The 26,615-nt window shown below is 43.7% G+C and carries 23 protein-coding genes and 1 tRNA gene; 13 read left to right on the top strand and 11 right to left on the bottom strand.

Annotated elements, in window-relative coordinates:
* The gene (gene folB / locus LVJ86_RS06670; RefSeq protein ID WP_047761780.1) at nt 1–363 is read left to right on the top strand and encodes a dihydroneopterin aldolase; all 363 of its coding nucleotides are present in this window, start codon (nt 1–3) and stop codon (nt 361–363) included.
* A 92-nt stretch (nt 364–455) separates the two neighbouring features.
* Here folB and LVJ86_RS06665 read toward each other — a convergent pair whose 3' ends face one another.
* From LVJ86_RS06665 to LVJ86_RS06650, 4 genes are all read right to left on the bottom strand, one after another.
* Entirely contained in the window at nt 456–1,325 is an 870-nt protein-coding gene (locus LVJ86_RS06665) for a pirin family protein (RefSeq protein WP_047761781.1), read from the bottom strand.
* A gap of 370 nt (nt 1,326–1,695) precedes the next feature.
* Nucleotides 1,696–2,358 carry an isochorismatase family protein gene (locus LVJ86_RS06660; RefSeq protein ID WP_047761782.1) on the bottom strand — a complete coding sequence of 221 codons (663 nt, stop codon included), beginning with the start codon at nt 2,356–2,358 and terminating at the stop codon, nt 1,696–1,698.
* 264 nt (nt 2,359–2,622) lie between these two features.
* The gene (locus LVJ86_RS06655; RefSeq protein WP_047761783.1) at nt 2,623–3,960 is read right to left on the bottom strand and encodes a sodium-dependent transporter; all 1,338 of its coding nucleotides are present in this window, start codon (nt 3,958–3,960) and stop codon (nt 2,623–2,625) included.
* Between the two features lie 492 nt (nt 3,961–4,452).
* A tRNA-Ile gene (locus tag LVJ86_RS06650) sits at nt 4,453–4,528 on the bottom strand.
* Nucleotides 4,529–4,893: 365 nt separating this feature from the next.
* Between LVJ86_RS06650 and argB the strand changes: the two genes are divergently transcribed.
* Entirely contained in the window at nt 4,894–5,784 is an 891-nt protein-coding gene (argB, locus tag LVJ86_RS06645) for an acetylglutamate kinase (protein ID WP_047761784.1), read from the top strand.
* Between the two features lie 100 nt (nt 5,785–5,884).
* On the opposite strand, the gene LVJ86_RS06640 is transcribed toward argB, so the two are convergent.
* Nucleotides 5,885–7,909, bottom strand: a complete 2,025-nt coding sequence (locus LVJ86_RS06640) for a site-specific recombinase (protein ID WP_047761785.1) — start codon at nt 7,907–7,909, stop codon at nt 5,885–5,887.
* Between the two features lie 462 nt (nt 7,910–8,371).
* Here LVJ86_RS06640 and LVJ86_RS06635 point away from each other — a divergent pair, with 462 nt between their 5' ends.
* The 5 genes from LVJ86_RS06635 to LVJ86_RS06615 all read left to right on the top strand — a co-directional run bounded on the left by LVJ86_RS06635 (nt 8,372) and on the right by LVJ86_RS06615 (nt 13,933).
* A complete protein-coding gene (locus tag LVJ86_RS06635) occupies nt 8,372–9,715 on the top strand; it encodes an aldehyde dehydrogenase family protein (protein ID WP_047761799.1) in 1,344 nt (447 codons plus the stop codon).
* A 1-nt stretch (nt 9,716) separates the two neighbouring features.
* Nucleotides 9,717–10,463 (top strand): toxin-antitoxin system YwqK family antitoxin, encoded by a 747-nt coding sequence (locus LVJ86_RS06630; protein ID WP_053008361.1) that lies wholly within the window; start codon nt 9,717–9,719, stop codon nt 10,461–10,463.
* A gap of 120 nt (nt 10,464–10,583) precedes the next feature.
* A complete protein-coding gene (locus LVJ86_RS06625) occupies nt 10,584–12,125 on the top strand; it encodes an ABC transporter ATP-binding protein (protein WP_047761786.1) in 1,542 nt (513 codons plus the stop codon).
* 80 nt (nt 12,126–12,205) lie between these two features.
* Nucleotides 12,206–12,535, top strand: coding sequence for a thioredoxin TrxA (trxA, locus tag LVJ86_RS06620; protein WP_075968094.1), 330 nt, complete (start codon nt 12,206–12,208; stop codon nt 12,533–12,535).
* A 204-nt stretch (nt 12,536–12,739) separates the two neighbouring features.
* Nucleotides 12,740–13,933: an amino acid aminotransferase gene (locus LVJ86_RS06615; protein WP_047761788.1), complete on the top strand. Its 1,194-nt coding sequence runs from the start codon at nt 12,740–12,742 to the stop codon at nt 13,931–13,933.
* Nucleotides 13,934–14,039: 106 nt separating this feature from the next.
* On the opposite strand, the gene LVJ86_RS06610 is transcribed toward LVJ86_RS06615, so the two are convergent.
* Both LVJ86_RS06610 and LVJ86_RS06605 read right to left on the bottom strand, forming a co-directional pair.
* Nucleotides 14,040–14,834, bottom strand: a complete 795-nt coding sequence (locus LVJ86_RS06610) for a basic amino acid ABC transporter substrate-binding protein (RefSeq protein WP_047761789.1) — start codon at nt 14,832–14,834, stop codon at nt 14,040–14,042.
* 131 nt (nt 14,835–14,965) lie between these two features.
* On the bottom strand, nt 14,966–15,217 hold the full coding sequence (locus LVJ86_RS06605; RefSeq protein ID WP_047761790.1) for an NGO1151 family protein: 252 nt from the start codon (nt 15,215–15,217) through the stop codon (nt 14,966–14,968).
* Nucleotides 15,218–15,295: 78 nt separating this feature from the next.
* On the opposite strand from LVJ86_RS06605, the gene LVJ86_RS06600 reads away from it, so the two are divergent.
* A complete protein-coding gene (locus LVJ86_RS06600) occupies nt 15,296–16,135 on the top strand; it encodes a hypothetical protein (protein WP_047761791.1) in 840 nt (279 codons plus the stop codon).
* 92 nt (nt 16,136–16,227) lie between these two features.
* Nucleotides 16,228–16,704 carry a DUF3465 domain-containing protein gene (locus LVJ86_RS06595; protein ID WP_200900181.1) on the top strand — a complete coding sequence of 159 codons (477 nt, stop codon included), beginning with the start codon at nt 16,228–16,230 and terminating at the stop codon, nt 16,702–16,704.
* A gap of 162 nt (nt 16,705–16,866) precedes the next feature.
* Here the strand turns inward: LVJ86_RS06595 and LVJ86_RS06590 are convergent, their stop codons facing one another.
* Nucleotides 16,867–17,427 carry a pseudouridine synthase gene (locus LVJ86_RS06590; protein WP_047761793.1) on the bottom strand — a complete coding sequence of 187 codons (561 nt, stop codon included), beginning with the start codon at nt 17,425–17,427 and terminating at the stop codon, nt 16,867–16,869.
* 163 nt (nt 17,428–17,590) lie between these two features.
* Between LVJ86_RS06590 and icd the strand changes: the two genes are divergently transcribed.
* The 4 genes from icd (at nt 17,591) to LVJ86_RS06570 (ending at nt 22,642) form a co-directional block, all read left to right on the top strand.
* Nucleotides 17,591–18,829 carry an NADP-dependent isocitrate dehydrogenase gene (gene icd, locus LVJ86_RS06585; RefSeq protein WP_047761794.1) on the top strand — a complete coding sequence of 413 codons (1,239 nt, stop codon included), beginning with the start codon at nt 17,591–17,593 and terminating at the stop codon, nt 18,827–18,829.
* Nucleotides 18,830–19,263: 434 nt separating this feature from the next.
* Complete coding sequence (locus LVJ86_RS06580) at nt 19,264–20,787, top strand: helicase HerA-like domain-containing protein (RefSeq protein WP_047761795.1); 1,524 nt, start codon at nt 19,264–19,266, stop codon at nt 20,785–20,787.
* A 173-nt stretch (nt 20,788–20,960) separates the two neighbouring features.
* Entirely contained in the window at nt 20,961–21,758 is a 798-nt protein-coding gene (locus LVJ86_RS06575; RefSeq protein ID WP_047761796.1) for a Cof-type HAD-IIB family hydrolase, read from the top strand.
* Between the two features lie 230 nt (nt 21,759–21,988).
* Nucleotides 21,989–22,642 carry an IS1595 family transposase gene (locus LVJ86_RS06570; protein WP_244702549.1) on the top strand — a complete coding sequence of 218 codons (654 nt, stop codon included), beginning with the start codon at nt 21,989–21,991 and terminating at the stop codon, nt 22,640–22,642.
* A 129-nt stretch (nt 22,643–22,771) separates the two neighbouring features.
* On the opposite strand, the gene recN is transcribed toward LVJ86_RS06570, so the two are convergent.
* From recN to msrA, 3 genes are all read right to left on the bottom strand, one after another.
* Complete coding sequence (gene recN, locus LVJ86_RS06565) at nt 22,772–24,433, bottom strand: DNA repair protein RecN (protein ID WP_047760258.1); 1,662 nt, start codon at nt 24,431–24,433, stop codon at nt 22,772–22,774.
* Between the two features lie 449 nt (nt 24,434–24,882).
* Nucleotides 24,883–25,773 carry an NAD(+) kinase gene (locus LVJ86_RS06560; RefSeq protein ID WP_047760257.1) on the bottom strand — a complete coding sequence of 297 codons (891 nt, stop codon included), beginning with the start codon at nt 25,771–25,773 and terminating at the stop codon, nt 24,883–24,885.
* A gap of 101 nt (nt 25,774–25,874) precedes the next feature.
* Nucleotides 25,875–26,441, bottom strand: coding sequence for a peptide-methionine (S)-S-oxide reductase MsrA (gene msrA, locus LVJ86_RS06555; RefSeq protein WP_235284577.1), 567 nt, complete (start codon nt 26,439–26,441; stop codon nt 25,875–25,877).
* Nucleotides 26,442–26,615: the final 174 nt, after the last annotated feature.

Genomic DNA, 26,615 nt, shown 5'->3' with positions numbered 1-26,615 from the left:
ATGGATAAAATTTTCTTATACGGTATGAAGGCAGATACCCTTATCGGTGTTTACGATTGGGAGCGCGAGCAGCTGCAAACATTATCGATTGATTTGGAAATCGGCGTGCCGGAAAAAACGGCGCATTCAGACCATATTGATGATACGGTTCATTATGGTGATGTATGTAATGCTGTCCGCAAGAGTTTGAGAGAGCAACGTTTTTTATTGCTGGAAGCTTTGGCGGAGCACATTGCCGAGTTGGTTTTACAAGATTTTGGCGCATTGAGTGTGCGTGTGCGTGTGATAAAGCCGGGAATTCTAGCCGATGTGCGCGAAGTAGGAGTGGAGATAGAGCGGACAGCTTCTGAAGATAACGGATAGTAATGGAAACGAGGCCGTCTGAAAAAATCGGTAGGTTTTAATAGTAATCAAAAATATTTGGGGCAAACTATGTTGAGTTTGCCCCAAATATTTTATTTCAATTCACCGAATTTTCCATTGTTGAAATCTTCGACTGCTTGTACCAATTCATCACGGGTATTCATCACGAAAGGACCGTAAGCGGCAATTGGCTCATTAATAGGTTCTCCGCTGAGTAGCAGAAGTTCGGCGTTGTTTTGCAGGGCCTTGATATTAATATCACCGGATTCGGTTTCAAAGCTGGCTAATTGGGTGTCGACAGCGCGATACCGGCCGTTAAATTCCACTGTACCACGCCGTACGGTAATCATCAGGTTATGATGTGCGGGCAAGGTAAGGGTGATTTCGTGATTGGCACTTAGTGATATATCCCATACGTTCATTTCGGTGAAAGTATCTGCCGGACCCCGCCGGCCGGCATATTCACCGGCGATGATACGGATATGGCCGCTACCGTTATCGAGTTCTACTACCGGGATAGAGTCGGCAGGAATGTGTTGGTAGCGTGGCGGCGTATTTTTATGGGCTTTGGGCAGATTCACCCAAAGTTGGGCCATTTCAAATACGCCTCCTTGGCGGCTAAATGCCTCTGAGTGAAATTCTTCATGGATGATGCCGGAGCCGGCTGTCATCCATTGTACGTCTCCTTGGGCTATGACGCCGCCTCCGCCGGTACTGTCCCGATGCGCCACTTCGCCATGATAAGCAATGGTAACGGTTTCAAACCCTTTATGGGGGTGAGCGCCCACACCGCGGGGAGAGGCGGCATTCGGCGAAAATTCCATAGGCATGGCGTAGTCGAACATTAAAAAAGGACTGGTTTGTTTGTCTTCGCCCATATGTGAAAACAAAGGGGATACATGAAAGCCGTTGCCTACCCAATGGGTTTGAGGTGCATTGTATATAGAACGGATATTACGCATGATTCAAGCCTTTCTTTTAGATGCCGTCTGAAAATTCGGGCGGCTTTTTAAGTTCATGTTTTTTAAATTTTGTGTATTTGAGATGAAAACACTCTTATACAGTATTTATTACTTTTTGAAGTTGAATTAATTGTATCAATATGTTTTCTATCGGGTAAGTACGCACAAAAATGATACTGTGGTAAAACAGTTATTTATCAGGTAAAAGTTTCCTGCTGTTTTACAGATGGCCTCATAACCTTATTGATAGTTGGAGGCAGTTGGTAAAAACGTTTTGTGATTGGATACTAATCATAAAAAGATAAAAAAAAGCCGTTTGAAACAAACGGCTTGTCACACACTAAACGGTAAGGTTAGTTGCGAAGGAAACTTAAGAAGCTTTAGCACATTGTTGCATAGTTTGGTTTTTTTCTAAAAGCCGCGTCAGCTCATTGGTATCTGTAACTACTTTTACACCATGGCGGCGCAAAGTGGCAATGGTTTCTATAACTGCATCGGGAGCATAGCCTCTGCAGGCCGATAAGTTAACGATTACTTGCCAGCGGTCTGATTTTGCCAAATCCAATGCGGTATTGCGTACGGCGAATTCAGTAGCTAGGCCGCCAATGATGACCGTGTGTGCACGACTACGGATAAGGTATAGGAAAAGATCGGTATTGTGATGTTTTAATGCATCATAAAAACAGGCACTACGGGTAGTCGAAGTGTGAGTTTCAATAACTTGATCGTAATCCGCAGAGCACGGAATTCCAGGAAACAAATTTTGACCGCGGCATTCGTAAATGCGCTGAAAGAAACTGCTTTTGCTGTTATGGCAGGGATGGGAGCGGTGATAGTTCTCCAACAAGGTATCGCATAAAGTTGTGCCCGGAAACTTTGAGCGGTTTTCTACCAAAATGCGCTTATCTGCCAATTTCGCTTGGCGGTTGAGCTCGGGTACGATTTGTTCCGGGTGTGAAATAGCTGGCATATCGTTTGCTGCTTGGCAGGCAAACCGACATTGTGGTTGGATGTCAATGGCAACTATAGTCATGATGAGATTGTCCCTCTTGAAGATTGTATTCTGCTAAAGTAATTCTGATTAGCGGTATTTTTTTTAGATTAGCGGTATATTATCAATACAATTTCAATTACTCTAATAATTATTTTTAAACAAATAATAACTAAAAATTGCAAATAGCTATCAATTGTAAACGCATTTTTTTATATTTCATATTTTATTGAAATGAATGATAATTTTTTTGCATTTTGCATGAAGCTTTTGTAATTGATTTGCTGTTTTTTCATTTTTGGTAGATTACAACCAACCAAGTGTATGTACAAAGACCAATAAAATAGCCAACGGAGCCAAAAAACGGACGATTGCCAGCCAGAGATCAGCTAACCAAGAGGGGGTTGTTGTGCCGCGTTTCATGTGTGCCAGTACACCGGATTTGGGTTGGAACCAGCCGACAAAAACCGCAATAAGCAGCGCACCCAAAGGCATAATCAAGGCTGTAATCAGGTAGTCCCATAAATCAAAAATGGTTTTACCGAAAAGTTGCCAATCTTTCATCAGGCCGAACGACAATGCCGAGGGGATCCCAATGAGGTAAATTGCCGCCCCTATCCAGCGGGTGGTATTGCGTCTTTTGCTTTCATCATTACGGGTGAGAGCGGCAATAACGGTTTCTAGCATGGCAAAAGCAGATGTGAGGGTAGCAAAAAGCACCAAGAGGATAAAAATGGCAAATGCTATATTTCCGAATGGAATTTTTTGAAATACGGCAGGTAAAACAATAAAAATCAAACCGGGGCCTTGATCAGGTTTAAAGCCGAAAGCGAATACGGCAGGAAAAATAACCAAACCGGCAAGAACAGATACCAAAAGGTTCAACCACATAATGCTATGTGCAGAACGGAAGGTATCTTGTTTATCATTCAAATAAGCGGCATAGGTAATCATGGCCGATACGCCGATACTTAATGCAAAGAAGGCTTGCCCCAGAGCAATAAGCATCGTTTGCGGATTAAGGTATTGCCAATCCGGGGTAAATAGGAAATATACCCCTTCCATTGCTCCGGGTAGGGTGAGTGAGCGTACTGCCAGCAAGAGAAACAAAAGAAATAAAGCCGGCATCAGATAGCGGTTGGCTTTTTCAATACCGTTTGAAATACCGTTTTGCACCACCCATACGGTAATGAGCATAAATAAAGCCTGATAAGCAGGAGCTGCGATTGGGTGGGTAATAGTGTGTTCGAATAATTGACCAAAATCTGTATTGGCACCAATATTGCCGCTTAAGGCATGAATAGAATAGGCTAATACCCAACCGCCCACTACGCTATAAAAAGAGAGTAGGATAAAGCAAGCGGTTACTCCTATTCTTCCTACCCAAGGCCACATACTGTTTGGAGCAAGCATTTTGAATGCATCAATTGCATTTTTTCCGCTTTTTCGCCCAATATAGAATTCTGCCAATAGTACGGGCAAGCCAATTAAGATGGTAAAAATTAAGAATAATAATAAGAATACCGCACCACCGTTAGTGCCTGCGGTATAAGGGAATTTCCAAATGGCACCTAGGCCGATTGCTGAGCCGGCCGCAGATAATATAAAGCCGATTTTTGAGGACCACGAAACAGATTTCATCATAATTAAATTAAAAGGGTAAATTCAAAGTTGTTATTAGTATGGTTATTTTATAAAGCAGACTCAATTGTCAGAGGAGCATAGTAGTTTGATAGAATAGTTTTGCTTTATTCTATATGCTTTTGCTTTTCCTGAATTTTTTAAAGCAGCTGAGGGGCTTTATATCTATTTTGGTTATTTCTATTGGTATAAAAGTTTGAAATTGTAACAAACTGATTAAATAAATGTAAGCTTTTTATGTAAATTTGTTATTTAATGGCGCTTGTTGTTTGATGCTTGAATGTTTTCAGACGACCGCTTTAAAAGAGAGGGATATATCGTGATAAATAAAATAGCCGGAATGTTTAAGATATGAGTGGGGAGTTGAAGGAAAGAGTTTTAGATAAGTATTTTAAAGAATTTGAAATTATAGGCCGCAGTTAAAGTTTTAGAACAAAAATAAAACTAAAATAAAAAACAAACCGCCTGAAAGCTAAGTTTCATGCGGTTTTTGTTTGGTGGGTCCGGTGGGGTTCGAACCCACGACCAAGGGATTATGAGTCCCCTGCTCTAACCCCTGAGCTACAGACCCTTTTAAGTTTTACGCTAAAGACTGTTAGTATAATATAAAAAAATAAATCCGACAATGTTATTTTGTTATTCTATATCAGAAAATAATAAGCCACTTTAGCCGATGAAGGCACAATACAAATAAAAAATAGAATAATAGGGTAGTATCGAAGTGATATGTACCGGGGTATGCAGCGGCATAATTAGAATAATTTATCTGCTTGTTTCCTATAAGTATTGGTATTACTATGGCTGATAACCATATTTTGGAGATCAAGTAAGGAAATTTTATCGTTAGATGACGTTTTTTGTTTTGATCGCAAAGATTTTTAGGCTGAAACTGATTTGGCCGTCAACATTTTTTATTCTTAAGAGGAGTACACACATATGAGCGAAGGCGAGCATATTTCACCAAGTGCCAAGGCTGCAATTCTTTCAGAAGCCCTACCATATATCCGTCGTTTTTCAGGCTGTACCATTGTGATTAAATATGGCGGTAATGCGATGACAGAGGAGCACTTGAAAGAAGGATTTGCAAAAGATGTTACCCTGCTTAAGCTTGTCGGTATCAATCCGGTAATCGTGCACGGAGGCGGGCCGCAGATTAATAATATGTTGCAGCGGGTGGGCAAGGAAGGGGAGTTTGTCCAAGGTATGCGGGTAACTGATCCGGAAACAATGGAGATTGTCGAAATGGTGCTGGGCGGCCATGTGAATAAAGAAATCGTTTCACTTCTGAATAAGCATGGTGCGAAAGCGGTCGGTATCACCGGGCGCGATAATCATTTTATCAAAGCGAAAAAGCTATTTATCAATACGCCGGAACGAAACGGTGTTGATATTGGCCAAGTGGGGATTGTCGAGAGTATTGATACCTCTTTGATCAAGGGAATGGTAGAGCGCGGATATATTCCGGTAGTGGCTCCGATTGGTGTAGGCAGGCAAGGTGAGGCTTTCAATATTAATGCCGACTTAGTTGCCGGAAAATTGGCCGAAGAACTCAATGCTGAAAAATTAGTGATGATGACTAACATTACTGGTGTCATGGATAAAGAAGGTAATCTGCTTACCAATCTGACTCCGAAACGTATTGATGATTTAGTTGCCGATGGTACGCTTTACGGCGGAATGCTGCCGAAAATCAGTTCTGCGATTGAGGCGGCGACCAATGGTGTGAAAGCCGTACATATCATTGATGGGCGGGAGTTGAACGCTTTGTTGCTGGAAATTTTCACCGATAAAGGTGTAGGTTCGATGATTTTAGGGCAAGACGAATAAAACCTGCGGTTAATGATTGGTGATAAGTGAAAATGCCGTCTGAAAATATATTTTCAGACGGCATTTCGATTGGTAGAAAACCATAGGAGTAATTACTAGTTTAAGATTTATCTGCTGTATGGTTTTCTTGTTTGGTATTTTTCACCAGTTGCCCTGCAGCATGTACCGGAAAAATAAGGTTAAGCGGATTGGCTTTGATTTGGGCCCAAACGGTTTTTAGTAATTTGGAAAGGCTGTCGATTTTGGCATCTCGTGAGCGAAGGGCAACCCATAATGCGAGAGTAAAGCTGACCCAGAGATTGACCACCCCGATTAGTAATACCCCCAATAAGCTCCATAAAAAGGCCAAGAAGCCGATATTGCCGCTGACAGCGGCATAGCCGATATTGGCTGAAGAAAAGGCCACATGACGAATATCTAGCGGGAGGCCTAAAATATGGCCTACCCACCCGGTCATGCCCAAAAGCATACCGAAAATAAAGTTACCGGCAAGCGAACCGTATTGGCGGTGGAGGTAATCGGCCAGTTTGGCACGAGGCCGTGACGGAAGCAGCTTGCGCAATAGTGGTTGCACGGTCAATCTGCGGCGTAAGTCAAGATAATTGGCACGGTTATCGAAAAAGCCGGAAATGATACCCGAGCAGAAAAGCCAAATGCCGGCAATACCCGCATAAAGTAGTGTCGGCTGGGTAAAGGGTTGAATCGACTTGATTTGATAAGCTACCGCATTTTCATCAAGAAGTGCAGTGCCTGTTGTTTTAGCAAAAGTAAACGCGATGAGCGCAGCTAAAATGATAGAAATACTGACATTGCCAAATACGGCGATACTTTGCGAGCGGCCTACGTCTATCAATAGGCGGGAAAGTCTTTGTTCGACTGCCCGGCCTTTTTCAGTACGTTCAACTTCTTCGGCAAAGCTTGCCGCAGTCATTGCCGGTTGTTTGGTAGCAACCGTAAAATGCAGCATATGAATCAGCATAAAGCCTAACCCGTAATTCAAGCCGCTCAGAAACGAGGTGGTAAATTCACCGAATCCCATATTGCCGATGTGCATTTTATTTAATGCCATCAGAGCGATTAAAACACCGCCGCCTGCCGCCGATCGCAGCATCCGCCAATATTCGCTACGGTTGCGCGTAATATAGTTTTCTCCGCGCCCGCTGGTATTTTCGGTAATACTTTTTGCCAGCATTTTGATGCTACGGCGGCGCAAGAGAGAGGTACTGTGCTGCTCTACGGCTGCAATGGTAAGGTTGTCGAGCAGCTGCAGGCTCAAGCGCATACGCTTACTATCATCCGTTTGGGTTTGAATGCCGAGCAGTAGATTGAGGCGGTCAAGTGTTTGGGACAGACGCTCAAGCAGGTGGGCGACTTTCACGGAAGACCCGGCACCCGCTCCAGCGCCTTTTCGGCGTAGCCGGGCAACGGTATCACGGCTTTGCTGAAGCATAACTTCGATATGTGCGGTATCGTAAGGCGTGTCGTTATGTTGGTAGTGGTCTATCAAATCGTTGACTTCGTGTTGAAGTGCCAAAAATGCAGAGTTAACTTCCAACAGCTTAGGTTCTAAGCGGATCAGATCGGGTTCCAATGCTTCGGCAGCTATCCAAATGGAGAGCATTTCCAAAGCATGCAACCGTGACTGGGTGATTTGGCGCCGGCTGGATTCGATTAGTGAGGGGGCGGCTTTTTCATGAACGAGCGTGTAAAGATTAAGCCATTGGCGCAAGCCGGTATTTTGTAACCATTGATCGTCGCCGGAACGGAAAAGGTATAGAAAAACGTCTTTGAGGTTTTTCAAGTCTTTAAATGAAGGGGAGAAGCGTTCGTAAAGTCGCATCGCCATTTCGCGCCCGAAACCGTTGCGAGAAAAAATACCCAAGCCGACTAAGGCCGGATAAACGTGGATACTTGACAGCCATTGGTGCAACCGTTCGCTGAAGCATGTGCCGATTTCGTGATTATTTTGCAGAATTTCTAACAGTATGTCGAAACGCTCATTGGCCTGTGTAGGCTTCCCGCGGCGTAGAAAACTGATTATATGTTTCAAGGTGTCGGCAAACTCGGGTTGTGCGAGAGAATCGACCAATAAGTTTTTCAGGTGGGCGGATGCGTTTTTTTTCATTGGCAGGTTAACAAGTTAAAAACTATTGATGTGATATTGGGGTGGCGGTAATGATTTACAACCCTAAGGGCTGCTGTTATATCGTATCTGAGGGTTTTATTGTTATATAAACGTATTTATTCAGTGCACTTTAGATAATATAAAAGATAATATAAAGTATGTTGATAAATATTTTGTTACTAAGTTTTTTGTATATTATTATTTAGATTGCTGTATTTTTATAGCCAAATGCCGTCTGAAACAACAGTTTTAGTTTTCAGACGGCATTTGGCTATGATTTTCATCATGATAACTTGCATATTTAAAGTAAGTGTTCATAATAACAAGTTAATTTTTTACAAGCTGTTTTTTTTAAACCATTGGGATATTTTGATATGGCCGGTTGCTGTAGAAAAAAAACGGCGGGGAATAGGGCCGGAAGGAATTGCTTGACTTCCGGTTATGTTGTGTAAGGGAGCAGGCGTGTTTCGCAGTATCAATGTAGTGAGTGGTGAGGTTTTGTTTGAGCGTGAGCCGCAAACGTGGCAGGCGTTTTTCAAGCAGTTTCACCATTTGCGTGTAAAGCAGCAAGAGTATGCAAGTTTATCCGTGCCGCCGCGTACTGCTTTGTTGTCGAAGTTGGCTGACAAACTGAGTTGCCACCGAGAGCGTTTGGCGGAAATGATTTGTGAAGAAGTTGGCCGCTGTTTGCGCGAATGTTTGGCAGAGTTGGACAAATCTATTGAGCTGATCCGCTATTACGTTCGTTTGGCTCCCGAACTTTTGGCACATAAAACCATTGCTACTCAGGCCAGTTTGAGCCAGGTGCGGTTCGAACCTTTGGGTGTGGTATTGGCAGTCATGCCTTGGAATTACCCGGTGTGGCAGGTATTGCGCTTTGCCGTTCCCGCTTTATGTGCCGGTAATGCTTGTGTAGTCAAACCTGCGCCGAGTGTGGCGGGCGTAACCGCTGCTTTATTTGAACTGGTAGGCGATGATTTGCCTTTTCAGGCGGCATGGCTTACCGACAACGATACTTTAAAAGCCATAGAAGTTTGTGATGCATTGGCATTTACAGGGTCAACCGAAACAGGCAGGTATTTGGCTGCCCATGCAGGCTGGCACCTGAAAAAAACCGTTTTGGAACTCGGCGGTAGCAACGCTTTTATTGTGATGCCGGATGCGGATTTGGAACAGGCAGCCAAAGATGCTTGTTATTCGCGTTTTAGAGATGCCGGGCAATCATGCAATGCCGCCAAGCGCATTATTGTGACGGAGGCGGTGGCGGAAGACTTTATTACCTTATTTTTGTCTGAGTGCGCAAAGCTGAAAATCGGGAATCCTAAACATCATGAAACCAGTTTGGCACCTTTGCACCGTCAAGATTTACGTGAGCGTGTACATACCCAGGTGGAGGATGCTGTTAAAAATGGCGCGGAACTGTTATGCGGCGGTTATATCGAAAGCGGGCCGGGGTGGTTTTATCCGGCTACCGTATTGGATAAGGTAACGCCTGAGGCCAGAGTGTACCGTGAAGAGGTGTTCGGGCCGGTAGCCGTTTTGTTGAGGGCGACGGATCCCGAACATGCGGTAGAGCTGGCCAATGATAATCCGTTTGGGCTGGGAGCAAGTATTTATTCGGCGGATGAAGCCGCGGCTTGGCGTTATGCGGAAAAATTGCAAACCGGCGCGGTTTATATCAATCGCCACACCAGTAGCGACTTAAGGCTGCCTTTCGGCGGGGTAAAGGCGTCGGGTTATGGGCGGGAACTTTCCGAGTTCGGGTTGTATGAATTTGTAAATGTAAAATCTTATTGGCAGAAATAGTATGGTAAAAATATTGGGGCGGGTCGGGCTGTTGGCAGTGTTGGTTTCAGGCTCATTGATTGCGCGTGCGGAGAATGTTTCCAAAGTATATTTTAATCCGCAAGGGCAGGTAACTGAGAATATGTCGGCAGTTGCTTATGTACGCAAGTATTCGGTGAATAACGGTCTGGCCGATGCACAGGACTTCTATTATCCGTCATTGAAAAAATATTCCGATCCGTATCAGGTTAGCGCCAGACAGATTAATAATTTCGTTCCCGTATTGAATAACGGTGTGCTTACTTTGTGGCACTTTAACGGCCAGAAAAAAATGGTGGGAAGTTACCGTAACGGAAAACCCAACGGACGTTGGAGCAACTGGTATGCCAATGGAAAGTTGTTGGCAGTTATGCCCTATGCAGACGGTAAAAGCGAAGGTGTCGGTTCCCGTTATTACCGTAACGGCAATAAAGAAAGTGAGATCACTTTTAAAAATGACCGTGCCAACGGTTTGTGGCGGCAATGGTATCCGGACGGCAGTATGAAAGCCGAAATGAATGTGGTAAACGACAAACCCGTTACCATCGTTACCTGGAACGAAGACGGTAAGTTAACTTCAGAGTTGGCAGTAGAAGACGGCAGACGCAGCGGCATTGTTTTAGACTGGTATGCTGACGGCGCAAAAAAATCGGAGTCTGTTTACCAAAACGGTGCCTTGGTCAAACGTACTGTTTGGGATGAGGACGGTTATATTGTCAGCGAAGAGTAATAAAAAATTTGAGTCTACAGTATTAAAGGCAACTGCTTAGATTATTTTTATTTTCAGACGGCCCGGATACTTATCCGTAAAATATAATTACTGGCTTTAGCGCCATGATACCGACGATTCATGAATATTCTTGAAATTCAAAACCTGAATGCTTTCTTTCCCGGCAAGCAAGTTTTACATGAAATTAATCTAAACGTGCGCTGCGGTAGAAAATTGGCGATTGTTGGTGAGAGTGGCAGCGGCAAAACTGTATTGGCACAAGCCATCATGCAATTGAATCCAGCCGTATCTTTTCAAGGCCGTCTGAATTTCAAGGGAGAAAATCTGCTGGATAAAAGTCCGCGCCAACTGCAAAAGTTACGGGGGCGGGAAATCGGTATGGTATTCCAAGAGCCGATGACGGCACTAAATCCCATTATGCGCATCGGTAACCAAATTGCCGAGGTACTGACACTACATCTGGGATTGCCGAAAAGGGAGGCATGGCATCGTGCGGTAGAACTGTTGGCGGAAACCGGCATTCATAACCCCGAACAAAAAGCTTTTGCTTATCCGTTCGAACTTTCGGGCGGCCAAAGGCAACGCGCTATGATTGCTATGGCAGTAGCCGCCGAGCCGAAGCTTTTGATAGCCGACGAACCGACTACCGCATTGGATGTTGCCGTTCAGGCGCAGATTTTAGATCTGCTTTCCCGCCTGCAGCGTACCCATGACATGACATTAATTTATATCAGTCATGATTTAAATTTGGTACGTCGTTTTGCCGATGATATTGCAGTGATGAGGCGGGGTAGAATAGTCGAGCAGGGAAGTGCGGAAAAAGTTATAAATGATCCGCAACACGAATATACAAAAATGCTGTTGGGTATCGGGATGCCGCGTAAAACCAATCCGTTGCCGAAAGATGCCGGAACTGTATTGGTTGCAAAGGATATCAGTGTATCGGTAACCCAGAGGGCAGGTTGGTTTACCAAACAGAAGCATACTTTGCTCGCACCTTTGTCGTTTGAATTGAAAGAAGGAGAAACATTGGGCATTATCGGCGAGAGCGGTAGCGGAAAAACCACGCTTGCCAAAGCAGTGATGCAGCTGATGCCTTATGAAGGAGTTGTGTCGGTTAATGGTGAAAAATGGCAGCCTAAGCTGCGCCAAAATATACAAATGGTGTTTCAAGACCCATTCGGCGCGTTTAACCCCCGTATGAACGTATTTGATATCGTATCGGAACCTTTACGTGCCCAAAATACGGTTGCCGGAAAAGCCGAAATGCACCGGAGAGTATGCGAAGTATTGCAACAGGTTGGTTTGGATAGCGATATTCTAAACCGTTATCCGCATGCGTTTTCGGGTGGCCAGCGGCAAAGGCTGGCTATTGCGCGTGCGTTGGCGGTACGCCCAAAAGTGTTGGTATTGGATGAGCCGACAAGCGCACTTGATGTACAGTGGCAACAGCAGATTTTGGAATTACTGGGCGAACTGCAGGCTAGGTACGGTTTAAGCCTGATACTGATCAGCCATGATTTGGCTGTTATCCGCTCATTGTCACATCGCGTGTTGGTGTTGAAAGATGGGTGTGTCGTGGAGCAGGGTAATGCCGATAGGATATTTGCCAAACCTGATGCGGATTATACGAAAAAACTATTAACTTATGCGGCCTCTTGAAATTTTGCGGCTAAAGCCCTATTCTAGAAAACGAGTAAACACAAATTCGAATGAGCACTCATTCATCACATAAGGAAAATATTATGAGCGATTTAATCGTGCACGCTACCGATGCAAGCTTTGAACAAGATGTACTGAAATCAGACGTTCCCGTATTACTTGATTTCTGGGCACCTTGGTGCGGCCCTTGTAAAATGATTGCTCCGATTTTGGATGAAGTGGCTGCGGAATTTCAAGGCAAATTGAAAGTCGTTAAAATCAATATTGACGAAAACGAGCAAACTCCGGCGCAATTCGGTGTACGCGGTATTCCAACTTTGATGGTATTTAAAGACGGTAAAAATGTCGCTACCAAAGTAGGTGCTTTAGCAAAAGGTCAATTGGTCGCTTTCGTTAACGCCTCTATCTAACAGGATTTAATTGATCTTCAAAAGGCCGTCTGAAAATTTCAGACGGCCTTTTATATTTTAAGCAGATTATGTGCCGATTATTTATATTTCGGCTTAAATATTAGCAAGGCAAGTATTCTCATCGTCAATTAAAAGGCGTAATATTTAAAGTTAATATTTTTGTGTTATTTTCGTTTCAATTGCAATGACAGAAAGGTGTAGTCCATCATGTTCGAACATATCCAAGCCGCCCCTGCCGATCCGATTTTAGGTCTGGGAGAAGCATTCAAATCCGACAGCCGTGAAGGTAAAGTTAACCTTGGGATTGGCGTATATAAAGATGCCGAAGGACAAACACCGATTGTGAAGGCTGTAAAAGAAGCCGAGAAGCGCTTACTGGATGCCGAAAATACCAAAAATTATCTCACGATTGATGGTGTGGCTGCTTTCAACGCGGAAACCCAAAAACTGTTGTTTGGCGAAAATAGTGAAATTTTAGCGGCCAAGCGTGCCAAAACTGCCCAAAGCTTGGGTGGTACCGGGGCATTGCGTGTAGCTGCGGAATTTATCAAGCGTCAAACGAGTGCGAAAAACGTATGGATCAGCTCGCCGACATGGCCGAATCATAATGCTATTTTTAGTGCAGTAGGTATTAATATATGCGATTACCGTTATTATGATAAGAACACGCACGCCCTTGATTGGGACGGCATGATTGAGGATTTATCGAAAGCACAGGCAGGAGATGTGGTTTTATTGCACGGTTGCTGCCATAATCCGACAGGTATCGATCCTACACCCGAACAGTGGGCTGAATTAGCAAAAATGTCGGCTGAAAAAGGTTGGTTGCCGTTATTTGATTTTGCTTACCAAGGCTTTGCCAACGGTTTGGAAGAGGATGCGGCAGGCTTGCGTGCTTTTGCCGAAAACAATAAAGAATTGTTGGTTGCCAGCTCTTATTCGAAAAATTTTGGTTTGTATAATGAACGAGTAGGCGCCTTTACTTTGGTTGCGGCTGATGAGGAAACTGCCGCCCGTGCATTTAGCCAAGTTAAAACGATTATTCGCACTTTGTATTCCAACCCCGCTTCACATGGCGGAAGTGCTGTGGCTTTGGTGTTACAAGATGAAGCATTGAAAACGCAGTGGGTAGCCGAATTAGACGAAATGCGCAGCCGTATCAAAGAAATGCGCCAAAAATTTGTTGATTTGTTAAAAGAATACGGTGCCGAACAGGATTTCAGTTTTATTGTAAACCAAAACGGTATGTTCTCATTCAGCGGTTTGACACCCGAGCAGGTTGACCGTTTGAAAGATGAGTTTGCCATTTATGCCGTGCGTTCCGGTCGTATTAATGTGGCGGGGATTACTGAAAGCAATATCCGCTATTTGTGCGAAAGTATCGTTAAGGTACTGTAAAATCGATATCGAAAAAGCCGTCTGAAAATTCAGACGGCTTTTTTTATGGGGTAGAAATATGTGACATATTAAAAAGCCCGCTTGGAGCGGGCTTTGAATAAATAAATTATTTGGCAAAGTATTTGCTGTAAATTTGATCATATTCGCCGGTAGAGCGCACACGTTCTAAAGCATCATTGAGCATATTCAGCGTTGCTGTATCACCTTTACGTACGGCGATACCGTAGTTTTCAATATCGAAGTCAGGGACCGCCACCATGCTGAAACCTTTGTCGCTGTTATTTTTTACATAGTTGGCAACTACTGCGCTGTCGCTAATGACTGCATCTAGACCACCACTTTCCAAATCTTTGATTAAGAGTGGTAAGTTTTCAAAGCGGGCGATTTTTGGGCTTTCGTTACCTAAGATTTTTGATGCGGCAAAGTCACCGGTATTACCGGTTACCACGCCTACTTTGTTGGCTTTTTTCAGATCCTCGACCGATTTGATTTCTTTGCCTTTGGGTACCAGAATTACTTGGGTAATTTCAAAGTAAGGTTTAGTGAAATCCATGGTTTGTTTGCGGTCATCCGTGATGGTGATGGCAGAGGTCAAAAAGTCTACATCGCCGTTACCCAAAGCAGGAAAGAGACTGTCCCACGGCTGGTGTTTGAATTCTACTTTGAAGTTACCGGCTTTTGCCATGGCATTAACCAAATCAACATCGAAACCTTCTACTTGGTTAGTGGTGTTCAGTGATTCGAACGGTGCGAATTCGGCGTTCATTGCCACACGGTATACTTTCTCCGAAGAAGCAGGTTGCGCAGGAGATGCTGCTTTTTCGGTATTAGAACCGCCGCAGGCGGCAAGGGCGAATACTGAGCAGGCTAGGGCGGCGGTCAGCCATTTTTTCATATTCATTGATTAGGTTCCTCTGGTGAATTCAACTGTTAAATTTTATCAGGATTTTACATATTTGGTGTGATTATTTCAGACGGCATAGACCTAATGATAATTGTAAAAGCCATTAAAAATATTATGCCGTATTTTTATCAGCGTTCTCGTTCGCGAAAAAAGGCATAGGTGACATCGTGAAATAAGTCTACGTGCGGGCTGTCTTCGTAATTGAGTTCCGCCAGCGCATCTTCGAAAGCTAGTTGGACAGATTCAATCACATCTTGTGCAATATCAGCAGGCAGGGCGCGAACCATTCCCTTAAATGCTGTAGACAATACATGATTCTGCATGCGCAGAACATCACAGGTTTCTTCAAGATAATTGAGGCGTTGTTCGATGCTGTTCATGCGATATCCTTATAAATAATCTGTTAGAATATGCGCATTATAACTGAACAGCACGGCTTTAAAACGAAAGCATAGAGTATGGATACCCGAAAAAATTCAGAATTGGTTTTTACTCTTGAGGAACCTGTGCGCCGGAATGAACCGGTACAGGAGGACTTCGACTGGGAAAAAGGCTTGGAAAAATTGCGCGAGCGCCGCTCTTCAGAGCGAGTTCCCTCTGTTGCGGATAATCCGGTTCGTATTGCCCGCCCTGCGGTGTCTTCTGAACCGGTTTGGGTTGAAGCTCAACGTGCGATACCGCCAACGGCAAGGGCTTCACACCAAGAGATTGATGCCCGTATAAAACAGCAGGCCTTGCAGGAGTATTTGCGCCAATGGCAGCAGGAACATAACGATGCATTGCCTAAAGACCAAGCTGAAACGGATGCTACCGTATTGCTTCAGGAGGATTGGTTAGCTGCCCAATCCTCATTGCAAGTTGCCGCAGATGACAGCCAAATCAGTGAACAACGTACGGTTTGGTTGAAACCGAAACGCAAGCAGTCAACAGAATATGCAGTTGATACGGTAGATCAGGAAACAAACGATCAGCAGGATGAAGATATTGATTTGCCTGCGCAGTCCGGCATGCCTGTAACGGTACAAGTATTAGCTCCCCAGATTGCACCTAATCAACGCGTGATGTGCCTATCTGAACAAGAATTGTTCGAACGGTTGGTTAAACGACTGCGCCCGCACCTGACGGATGCGGTATCCGGTATGGTACGTGTGGCCGTACAAAAGCAAACCGCAGCAATAACTTATCAGTTACAGCAGATGTTAAACGAACAAACTCCCGGAGTCGTGGATGAGGTTTTGGAATACAATTTGAAGGCAGTAATGTCTGAAATCAAATATGATTTGAAATTCAAACGTTAAGCCGTTTGAAATGGCAAATTTGAAATGATGGGCACCTCCGCTTGCTTTAAAAAGTATCAGGAGGTGTCTTTTTGTCGGATGAAATGATTGGTATGAAAAAAAATTGGATTGTTATTGTATCGTTAGCCGTGGCTGTTTCTGCTTATCTGTATTGGCAGAAAACACCGAAAGATACTGCCTCTTTACCTCAAGGTGGATATACTCAGCAGAATACTGTTGAAGGGAACAGTGTTGACGGTAGCGACATTATCCAAAAAGCTTTTCGAAATCAGCAAAGCGGAATCCAAGTGCGCGGTGAAGGCACGGTTGCGAAAACCTTACCGGATGATAATAAGGGTTCGCGCCATCAACGTTTTATTTTAAAACTGACCGGAAATCATACTGTATTGGTCGCGCATAATATTGACTTGGCGCCTAAAATCAAGGGATTGAAAAAAGGCGATAAAGTCGAGTTTTACGGTGTATATGAGTGGTCGGATAAAGGCGGTGTGATACATTGGACACATCACGATCCGCAAGGCCGACATATCGGTGGTTGGTTGAAACATCAAGGACAGATATTTGAATAAATCACTCTACAATAATCCCCCTAAAAGATGGTTTTTAAATACATATGCCGTCTGAATTTTTCAGACGGTATATGTATTTGTTTCAAAGAAACCTGTTGTTTTCACTTTTGATAGGTGAATCCTATTCGATTAGGCAGAAGAAATGAGAATTGTCGAAATTGTTTAAGGACGTTGAGCGGTATATCGCCAGCAACCTAAATCTAAATTTTGTTCGAATAAATTCAACTGACCTACCGCTACCCTTACCAGACGGAGGCAAGGATAACCGGCTTTGGCCGTCATGCGGCGTACTTGACGGTTTTTTCCTTCTGAGATGGTAATTTCCAGCCAAAAATCAGGTACGGTTTTACGTTCGCGAATAGGCGGGTTACGCGGCCATAGCTTATCGATTTCTTCTGTTTCTAATAATCGGATACGTGCCGGGCGGGTATTAAAATCGCCTAAATCCATGGGCTTTTGCAATAAGGCGAGTTTAATTGGATCTGGTGCCCCCTCTAATTGTGCCCAGTAGGTTTTTTCTTTACCAAATTTCGGTTCGGCAATCCGGGCTTGGAGCCGGCCATTATTGGTTAGCAATAGCAAGCCTTCACTGTCGGTATCCAAGCGGCCGGCGGGATAAAAGCCGGGAACATTGATAAAGTCTTTCAAAGAGGCATGTTTTTCATGGGGTGAAAATTGGCAAATAACCCCATATGGTTTATTAAAAATAATTAAATCATTCATTTAGTTTGTCATTAAATTATATGTAAGCTTTATTCTACCTCGAAACGTATTTAAGCCCCTAGCGCAAAGGCTCAAAATAAAGCATAATCGGAAGTCAATCGGCAGTTTTCATACTGCCCGTTCCACCCAAGAAGAAATGAAACAATTAGAGACAGGAGACACCATGAGTCACATTAAAGTACCTACAGAAGGTCAGAAAATCATTCTGGGTCAAGCTATCCCCAACAACCCGATTATCCCTTTTATCGAGGGTGACGGTATCGGTGTAGATATCACGCCGGTAATGAAAGACGTTATTGATGAGGCAGTTGCCAAAGCTTATGGTGGCGAGAAGAAAATCCATTGGATGGAAGTTTATGCGGGCGAAAAAGCTACCCGCGTATACGGCGACAACGTATGGCTGCCTGAGGAAACCCTGCAAGCCCTGAAAGATTATTCGGTATCGATCAAAGGCCCGATGACAACCCCAGTAGGCGGCGGTATCCGTTCGTTAAACGTTGCTTTGCGCCAAGAGCTGGATCTTTACCAATGCGTCCGCCCCGTGCGCTATTTCAACGGCGTTCCTTCTCCGCTGAAAGATCCGAGTAAAACAGATATGGTGATTTTCCGTGAAAATACCGAAGATATTTATGCCGGTATCGAGTGGGAGGCTGAAAGCGAAGCGGCTAAAAAAGTGATCGCTTTCTTGCAAAACGAAATGGGCGTGAAGAAAATCCGTTTCCCGGAAACTTCGGGCATCGGTATCAAACCCGTATCTAAAGAAGGAACCAGCCGCTTGGTACGTGCCGCTATCCAATACGCTATCGACAATGATCGCGATAGCGTAACGTTGGTACACAAAGGCAACATCATGAAGTTTACCGAAGGTGGTTTCCGTGATTGGGGCTATGAAGTGGCGCAAAAAGAATTTGGTGCGGAGTTGATTGACGGCGGTCCATGGTGCAAATTCAAAAACCCGAAAACCGGTAAAGAAATTATCGTTAAAGATGCGATTGCGGATGCTTTCTTGCAACAAATCGTATTGCGCCCGGCAGAATATGACGTTATTGCTACTTTGAATTTGAACGGCGACTATATTTCGGATGCTTTGGCTGCTCAAGTAGGCGGTATCGGTATCGCCCCGGGTGCTAATATTTCCGATAATTATGCGGTATTTGAGGCAACTCATGGTACCGCGCCGAAATATGCCGGCCAAGATAAAGTAAATCCCGGCTCTTTGATTTTGTCTGCGGAAATGATGTTGCGCCATTTGGGTTGGAAAGAAGCGGCCGATTTGGTTATCGAATCTATGGAAAAAGCTATCGGCGACAAGCAAGTAACTTATGACTTTGCCCGTCTGATGGATGGGGCCAATGAGGTTTCTTGCTCCGCATTTGGTAAAGCAATGATTGAGCGTATGTAATTTACCAGCCGATTAAATCTTGATGAATGCCGTCTGAGATTTTCAGACGGCATTTTTATACGTTGGAAAGCTCATTTTTGAGAAATATGAACTTTAATACCAAACCGGAGAGTTTTAGGTTTTCTTAGCCTTTTCTAATCGCAAAAGTATTTTAAACGGATGGGTTTGCTTGATTTTTACCCAACTGAGGTATTCCTTAGCAGTGAGTATTTTGATAGGGAATATAATGAATTGCGTATTGCAAAGATATCAGATTGGCATTTGGTTTGTAGGTTAAATTAGCAGTATTTGTTACAACGGTGTTTGCATCTCATTTATTGTTTCTATCTTGGTAAAACGGTACTGATTATTTTGTGTCCGACAGCTTGTATCGCATATTTATTCACCAGTACAATATCATTTTGAAAAATTAACCCTCATTGAAGGAATTTATTATGTCTGCCTTTCCCATTGCTCGTGCCGGTGAGTCAACGCTTGAGATTCAAGGAAAAATGGCTAACCGGCATGGTTTGATTGCCGGCGCGACCGGTACCGGTAAAACGGTTACCTTGCGCCGTATGGCCGAAGCGTTCAGTTTGTCTGGCGTGCCAGTGTTTTTGGTTGATGTAAAGGGCGACTTGTCGGGTATTTCTAATGCAGGCAGCAATAGCGGTAAAGTCGGAGAGCGTGTGGCAGAGTTTGGTTTAGGGGAGCAATGGCTGCAAGGTTTCCCTGTGCGCTTTTGGGATGTATTCGGCGAAACCGGTATCCCGCTGCGTGTTACTATTTCTGAAATGGGGCCGATGCTTCTGGCGCGTTTGATGAATTTGAATGACACCCAAGAAGGCTTGTTGAATTTGGTTTTTAGGGTGGCAGATGACAATGGTTGGCACTTAATTGATTTAAAAGATTTGCGTGGCCTGCTGAAGCATGTATCAGATAATGCGGCACAATACCGAAGCCAATACGGTAATGTATCCCCTGCGAGTGTAGGAGCCATTCAGCGTCAGCTTCTGACTTTGGAAAATGAAGGAGCTGCAAATCTCTTCGGTGAGCCGGCATTGAATTTAGAAGATTGGATGCAAACCGAGGGAAGCCAAGGTGTGATTAATATCCTTAATTCTGAAAAATTGATGCGCAGTCCGAGGATGTATAGCGCATTCTTATTGTGGATGTTGGCTGAATTATTCGAAACCTTGCCCGAAGTCGGTGATTTGGCACAGCCTAAGTTTGTTATGTTTTTTGATGAAGCCCATTTGCTCTTTGACAATGCTCCTGCCGCTTTGGTAGAGCAAATTGAACAAGTGGTTCGTTTGATTCGTTCAAAAGGCGTCGGTGTATATTTCGTTACCCAAAACCCGCTTGACTTACCTGATACGATTTTGGGTCAGTTGGGTAACCGTGTACAGCATGCTTTGCGCGCATTCACTCCGCGTGATCAGAAAGCAGTAAAGGCAGCTGCAGAAACTTTCCGTACCAACCCCAATGTGAATGTGGTAGAGGCAATTGCAGAGCTTGGCGTAGGGGAGGCTTTGGTCTCATTCTTAGATGAAAAGGGTATGCCTATGCCGGTTGAGCGTGCGTTGGTATTGCCTCCGCAGTCGAGTTTGACCCCGCTAACTGTTACCGAACGCGACAGTAAATGTGAAAGCGATATTCTGTATAGGCATTATAAAGATATGGTTGATAATTATTCTGCCTATGAGGCATTGGCAGAGTTGGAAGCCAAGCAAAATGAAGCGGTTATTGCGGAAAGTACTGCGAAAGAGCAGTCTGCTGTACAGAAAGCTGATGAAGCCGAACCACAAAAAAACGGTGTTGTAGGAGGGCTTTTAGGCGGTTTGTTTGGTAGTCGCAAAAAAGCCAATCAAGGTATCGCTTATGATTTGGCGGATTCGGTTGGTAACCAGATTAACAAACAGGTTACCCGTGCAATTTCACGAAGTGTGATGGGTGTAATTAAGAATATGTTGAAATAAAACGGAATGCCGTCTGAAACTTTCAGACGGCATTTTCAATCTGTAAAAAAAGATAATGAACAGGTATTCAGAATAAGGAAGCTTGTGTGGCAAGAAGGCGTTTGCTCAATTGATATAGTATCGCTTTTCCCCATGATGTTTTAGATAAGTATTTTGTAAGAATTAAGAAATGTATGAGAACACCCAAAATAGTATTTTTTGATATTGATGATACCCTATATCGCAAACAAACCGATACGTTGAGGCCGTCTGTAGCGCAGGCTATAGAGGCTTTGAAAGAGCGTGGTATTATCACGGCAATCGCTACGGGGCGGACGTTAGCTGCTCTTCCGAATAAAATTCGCCGATTAATTGAAGATGCTGGCATTGATTTATTGGTAACCATCAACGGGCAATATATCAGTTACCGCGGCGAGGTGTTGGATAAGCAGCCGTTGGGCATTGATAATATAAGGGGCATATGCGCTTTTTTAAAAAGCCATCATATTCCCTATGCTTTTGTATCGGAAAAAACCATCGCGGTATCAGAGGAAATTCCTTCGGTTTCGGAAGCACTATCGGTGATATTGCCAAATCATCCTATAGATGCCGACTATTTTATGAAACACGAGGTTTATCAGATGTTGGCCTTTTACGGGGTGGAGCAAGATGCTTTGGTAGAGTCCGCTATTGCTGAACACGGTTTTAAAAGTATACGTTGGCACAAGCAATCTGTTGATATGTTGGATGCAGAGGGCTCGAAAGCGCGCGGAATTGCTTTGGCGATTGCTAAACTGGGTATTGCCATGCAAGATGTTATGGCTTTCGGAGACGGCCTGAATGACATTGAAATGATTGAAACAGTGGGTTTGGGTGTGGCAATGGGCAATGCCGTTCCTGAATTAAAAGCAATAGCCGATTATGTTTGCCCGAGTGTAGAGGAAGATGGGGTATTGGTTGGCTTGCAGCGCTTAGGTGTGATTGCGGATTAATATTATAAGAAAGATAATTTAATTGCAGTTTATTACTATATGTAAAATATGCTGTCGTACAAGAAGCATTGAATGCTTATAACATTTGTTTTTAATGCCGTCTGAATTTTTCAGACGGCATTTTACCTTTTGTGAGCTCAATCATATTTAATGGTTTTAAATATTCAAGCCGCTTGTTGAGTAATAAATATGGGGCTGTATTAGATTGGCAGTTATGTTACCCTTTAAAAATGAAGATAACATACTGTAAACTATCTAAAAAAGTACAAAAAAAGTTGCTTGAATTTTTTGTACTTGAGGTAACCGCCCGTTCTGCTGCCAATTTATTGGATATTAACCCCAATTCAGCAGCTCTGTTTTACCGTAAAATTCGCCAAGTCATTGCCTATCATTTAGAGCTTCAAGCTGATGAAATCTTTGATGGTTCAATCGAGCTTGATGAGAGTTATTTTGGTGGACAACGAAAAGGCAAACGCGGTCGCGGAGCGGCTGGGAAAGTAGCGGTATTTGGTATTTTGAAACGTCAAGGCAAGGTTTATACTGTTGTCGTTAAAAATACCAAACAAGATACTTTACTACCTGTTATTAAACGAAAAATAATGCCTGATAGCATTGTTTATACGGACTATTACAAAAGCTATGATGTGCTAGATGTGAGTGAATTTACGCATCACAGAATCAATCATTCAGAGCTTTTTGTCGACCGTCAAAACCATATCAACGGTATTGAAAACTTCTGGAATCAGGCAAAGCGCGTTCTACGAAAGTACAATGGAATTGACCGAAAATCTTTCCCTTTATTCTTGAAAGAATGCGAATTTCGTTTTAACTTTGGTACACCAAAAGAGCAACTTAAAATCTTGCGAATTTGGTGTGATATTTAAGGCTAATCTAATACAGCCCCATAAATATTGTATAAACCGATATCTACATTGTATTTTGCCATCGAAAATATAATCCGACCGATGTTGTTGAACTTTTCGGCTTTTGGGCGATATTGAAAGTAGGGGGATTTATTTTGCCGCTAAAGACAACATTTCTTCGGCGTGGTTGCGGGTGGTATCAGTAATCTTTTCCCCCCCGAGCATACGGGCTATTTCTTCTATCCGTTGGCTGTGATTCAAGATATTAATTTCACTAACAGTTTGCTCTCCTTGGTTGTGTTTGTGAACCTGCCAATGGTTTTCACCGCAAGAGGCTACTTGCGGCAGATGGGTAACTGCCAATACTTGATGTTTTTTACCCAATGCACGTAGTGAGCGGCCGACCATCTCGGCCACCCCTCCACCGATACCGGTATCGACTTCATCAAAAATCAATGTAGGAACTTGAGTGTACTGGCTGGTTACAACTTGTAGCGCCAAACTGATACGGGCAAGCTCGCCGCCTGAGGCGACTTTGCTGAGCGGGCGTAAAGGACTCCCCTTATTGGCGGCAACTTGATATTGGATATGTTCCAATCCGTTGGGGCCGGGTACGGAAGGCACTAGCTCTATATGGAATTGGGCTCCTTTCATTGCCAAGTGCTGCATATGGTTTGCTGTTTCTGTAGCAAGTTTGACAGCTGCCGGGCGGCGTAACTCAGAAAGTTTGTGTGCAGCTTGCATATAGCGGTTTTCTGCGACTTCGGCCGCTGCTGTTAAGGCTGTAATATCAGCAGCGGCATGTAGTGTTTGTAGGGCAGATTCTATTTCGGCTTGTTTTGCTGGCAGTTCTTCTGGTTCGACCCGGTATTTGCGTGCCATACTCATCAGGTCGGCCATACGCTGTTCTTGTGCAGCCAGTTCTTGAGGATTGATTTCTACATCTGCCGCTACATCACGCATATTGGCGCTGATTTCACCTAATTCGGCTTCTATGCTAGCCAGCATGTTTAGGCTTTCTGCAAAACGGGGTTCGATGTTTTGTAAGGGGGATAGTATTTTTTGGCATTGGTATACCAGTTTTTGCAGGCCGTTTTCACCGTCGATATATTCGCTTGCTTGTTCTGCCGTATGCAGCAGATCGGCGGCGTGAGCTAGGTTATTGTGACTTTGGCTGAGGCTTTCCCATTCGCCGTTTTGCAGGTTAAGCTGGCTGAGTTCATTGAGTTGCCATTCCAAGCGGTCTTGTTCAATGGCAATGTTTTCGGCATGGTTCTTAGCTTCGTTGAGGTTTTTTTGGGCGGTAATCCAGCTTTGATAATGCTGTTTGACTGCTTCCGCTTGATGTTGTACACCTGCGAATGCGTCTAAAAGTGCACGCTGTGCCGATTCTTGATTTAGCGAGTGATGGGCATTTTGGCCGTGTATGTCGATCAGTTGTTCGCCGATTTGCTTTAGTTGGGTTAAAGTTGCTGCGTGGTTGTTGATAAAGCTTCTGCTTTTACCTTTGGCATCGATAATCCGGCGGATGCTTAATTCCTCACTGCCTTCTTCCAGCAGGCCTTGTTCGCGCAGTTGGGCTTGCAGACCAGGTAATTTGCTCAGGTCGAAAAGGGCTGAGAGCTGTGCTTCTTTGGTGCCGTTGCGTACTTGGCTGTAGTCCGCTTTGTCCCCTAAAAGCAGGCCGATTGCATCGAGAGTGATAGATTTGCCTGCGCCTGTTTCTCCGGTTAGTACGGTAAACCCGGTTTGAAAGTTCAGATTAAGCTGTTCGACAATGACAAAGTCTCGTAGGGAAAGTGCCAGCAGCATGGAATAATCCTTTGTAAAGTATGAATATTCGTTTTGGTAGGTTACCGGAAAATTTTTTAGAACAGGTGTCCCAGATACCAATTTGGGAGGATATTGTATTTAGATGTTAATACTTGTTTTCTTTGGTTTAGCAATCCAAAGCTTCATGATATCAGTTTGATATGTTCGTCAGTGGATGTATCTCATGTGCCATGATCCTAATAGTTTTATTTAGAGTCTGATTCAATATTACCAAATTTCGGACTACCGAACTACGATTATATATAAAGTTTTATATAGTTAAAATAAGTTTTTTCTTAATTTTAAACTTTTCCTTAGTTTTGTGCAGTGTTTTTTATCTGGATAAGGCTGTATTGACGAATGTAGCCGGATATTTTTCAAGTAGATAAAAATGAAGATAAGGCCGTCTGAAAATAATTATTTCAGACGGCCTTATTTATAACTGGCAATCAAACAAGTTGTTCTCCCCAGTGCAGCTTCTGGCGGAGGGTTTTGTAGTATTGGTAGTCGGAGGGGTGTAATACGCGCAGGGTATGTCGGTAACGCCGTATATTGATGCGGTCCATACTGTGTATGTCGATAAATGATTGGCCGTCAAAATGGACTCGTGCATCAGCCGCTTTGGTGATCAGGATTTCAATTTCACAGGTATCGGCTACCGCAATGGGGCGGTTGGTCATGGATTGGGGGCAAATCGGAACGAGAGTAAATGCCCTCAGACTGGCTTGCAGGATTGGACCTCCTGCGGCTAGGGCATAGGCGGTGGAGCCTGTGGGGGTGGATATTATTAAGCCGTCAGAACGTTGGGTGTAGACGAATTCACCATTAATAAATACTTCGAATTCAATCATTTGACCCATGCCGCCACGGCTGATTACAACGTCGTTGAGTGCCAAGGAGGTACCCACGTCCTCTCCATCGCGCCATATGGAGGTTTCCAATAAGATTCGTTCTTCAGGCAGATATTTGCCTGTAAGCATGCCGGATAGCTCGTGTATCATGGTTTCGCGCGGTACTTGGGTGAGAAACCCTAAATGGCCTTGGTTTACACCTATCATCGGAACCCTAAACGGAGCCAGTTTTCGGGCAACTGAGAGAAAGGTGCCGTCCCCCCCCAAAACAATTACTAGGTCGCATTTTTTACCTAGTTTGTCTTTTTGCTCGATATGGCAGAACTGCAAATCTTCGTCTGAGATGATACCTTCATCTGCACTGGCTTGATCGATAAAAATATCCAAGCCTTGTTGGTGTAGGAAGGCTATGAGTTCGTGCAATACGTTTTCTATACCCGGGGTTTGCGGGCGGGTAACGAGGCCGATGTGTTTGAATTGGCTGTTCATGCGCAGCTTTTGGTGTCGAATAAATTAATAGGCTGATTATAGCTTTATTTTAAGGCCGCCTGAAAGGGTAGGCCGTATTTTGAGTGAAACGGTATACGGTTTTATTCGTTTTCACGCCATAAATGGGTAAAGTGTTGTTTAGCTTTTAGATATTTGGGTGCAACAACGGCAGCACAGTAACCAGCATGAGGGTTTTTAGCAAAATAATCTTGATGGTATTCTTCTGCCGGGTAAAAAGTTTGGGCTGCCTTTAACTCAGTTACGATAGGCTTGTCGTAATGCTCCTTTATTTCATTTAAAAAGGCTTGGGCTTCGCGCTGTTGTTCTTCATTTAAATAATAGATACCACTGCGGTATTGTGGGCCTATATCGTGGCCTTGCCGATTAAGTTGGGTCGGGTCGTGTATAGTAAATAAAATTTCCAGCAATGTACGGTAACTGATGATTTCAGGATCGAATTCGATTTTAACTGCTTCTGTATATCCGGTTAATCCGGAACATACTTTTTCATAGGTTGGATTTTCAATATGGCCGTTGATATAACCGGAGACGGCAGAACAAATACCTTGAATGCTATTGAAAACAGCTTCGATACACCAAAAACAGCCGCCGCCGAAAATAGCAGTTTGCATATTTGGATAATAATGGTTTTGTATTTGAGTATTCATATTTTCTTTTTCGCGATATTGATTTTATAGCCATGTTGCTATATGGATTATACCGTGAAATTTTCTGATTCTGCATATATGCCATATATTTATGATAATTTAATATCAAGAAGTTAAGCTGGAAGCAGGTGGTATATTCTTTTTATTGGGAAACTATATTTTTATTTTCCTATC

Origin of the sequence: Neisseria arctica (genome assembly GCF_022870905.1) — a bacterium.
GTDB classification, from domain to species: domain Bacteria; phylum Pseudomonadota; class Gammaproteobacteria; order Burkholderiales; family Neisseriaceae; genus Neisseria; species Neisseria arctica.
The sequence above is the reverse complement of the archived record's forward strand: the minus strand, read 5'-3'. Positions and strand labels throughout refer to the sequence as shown.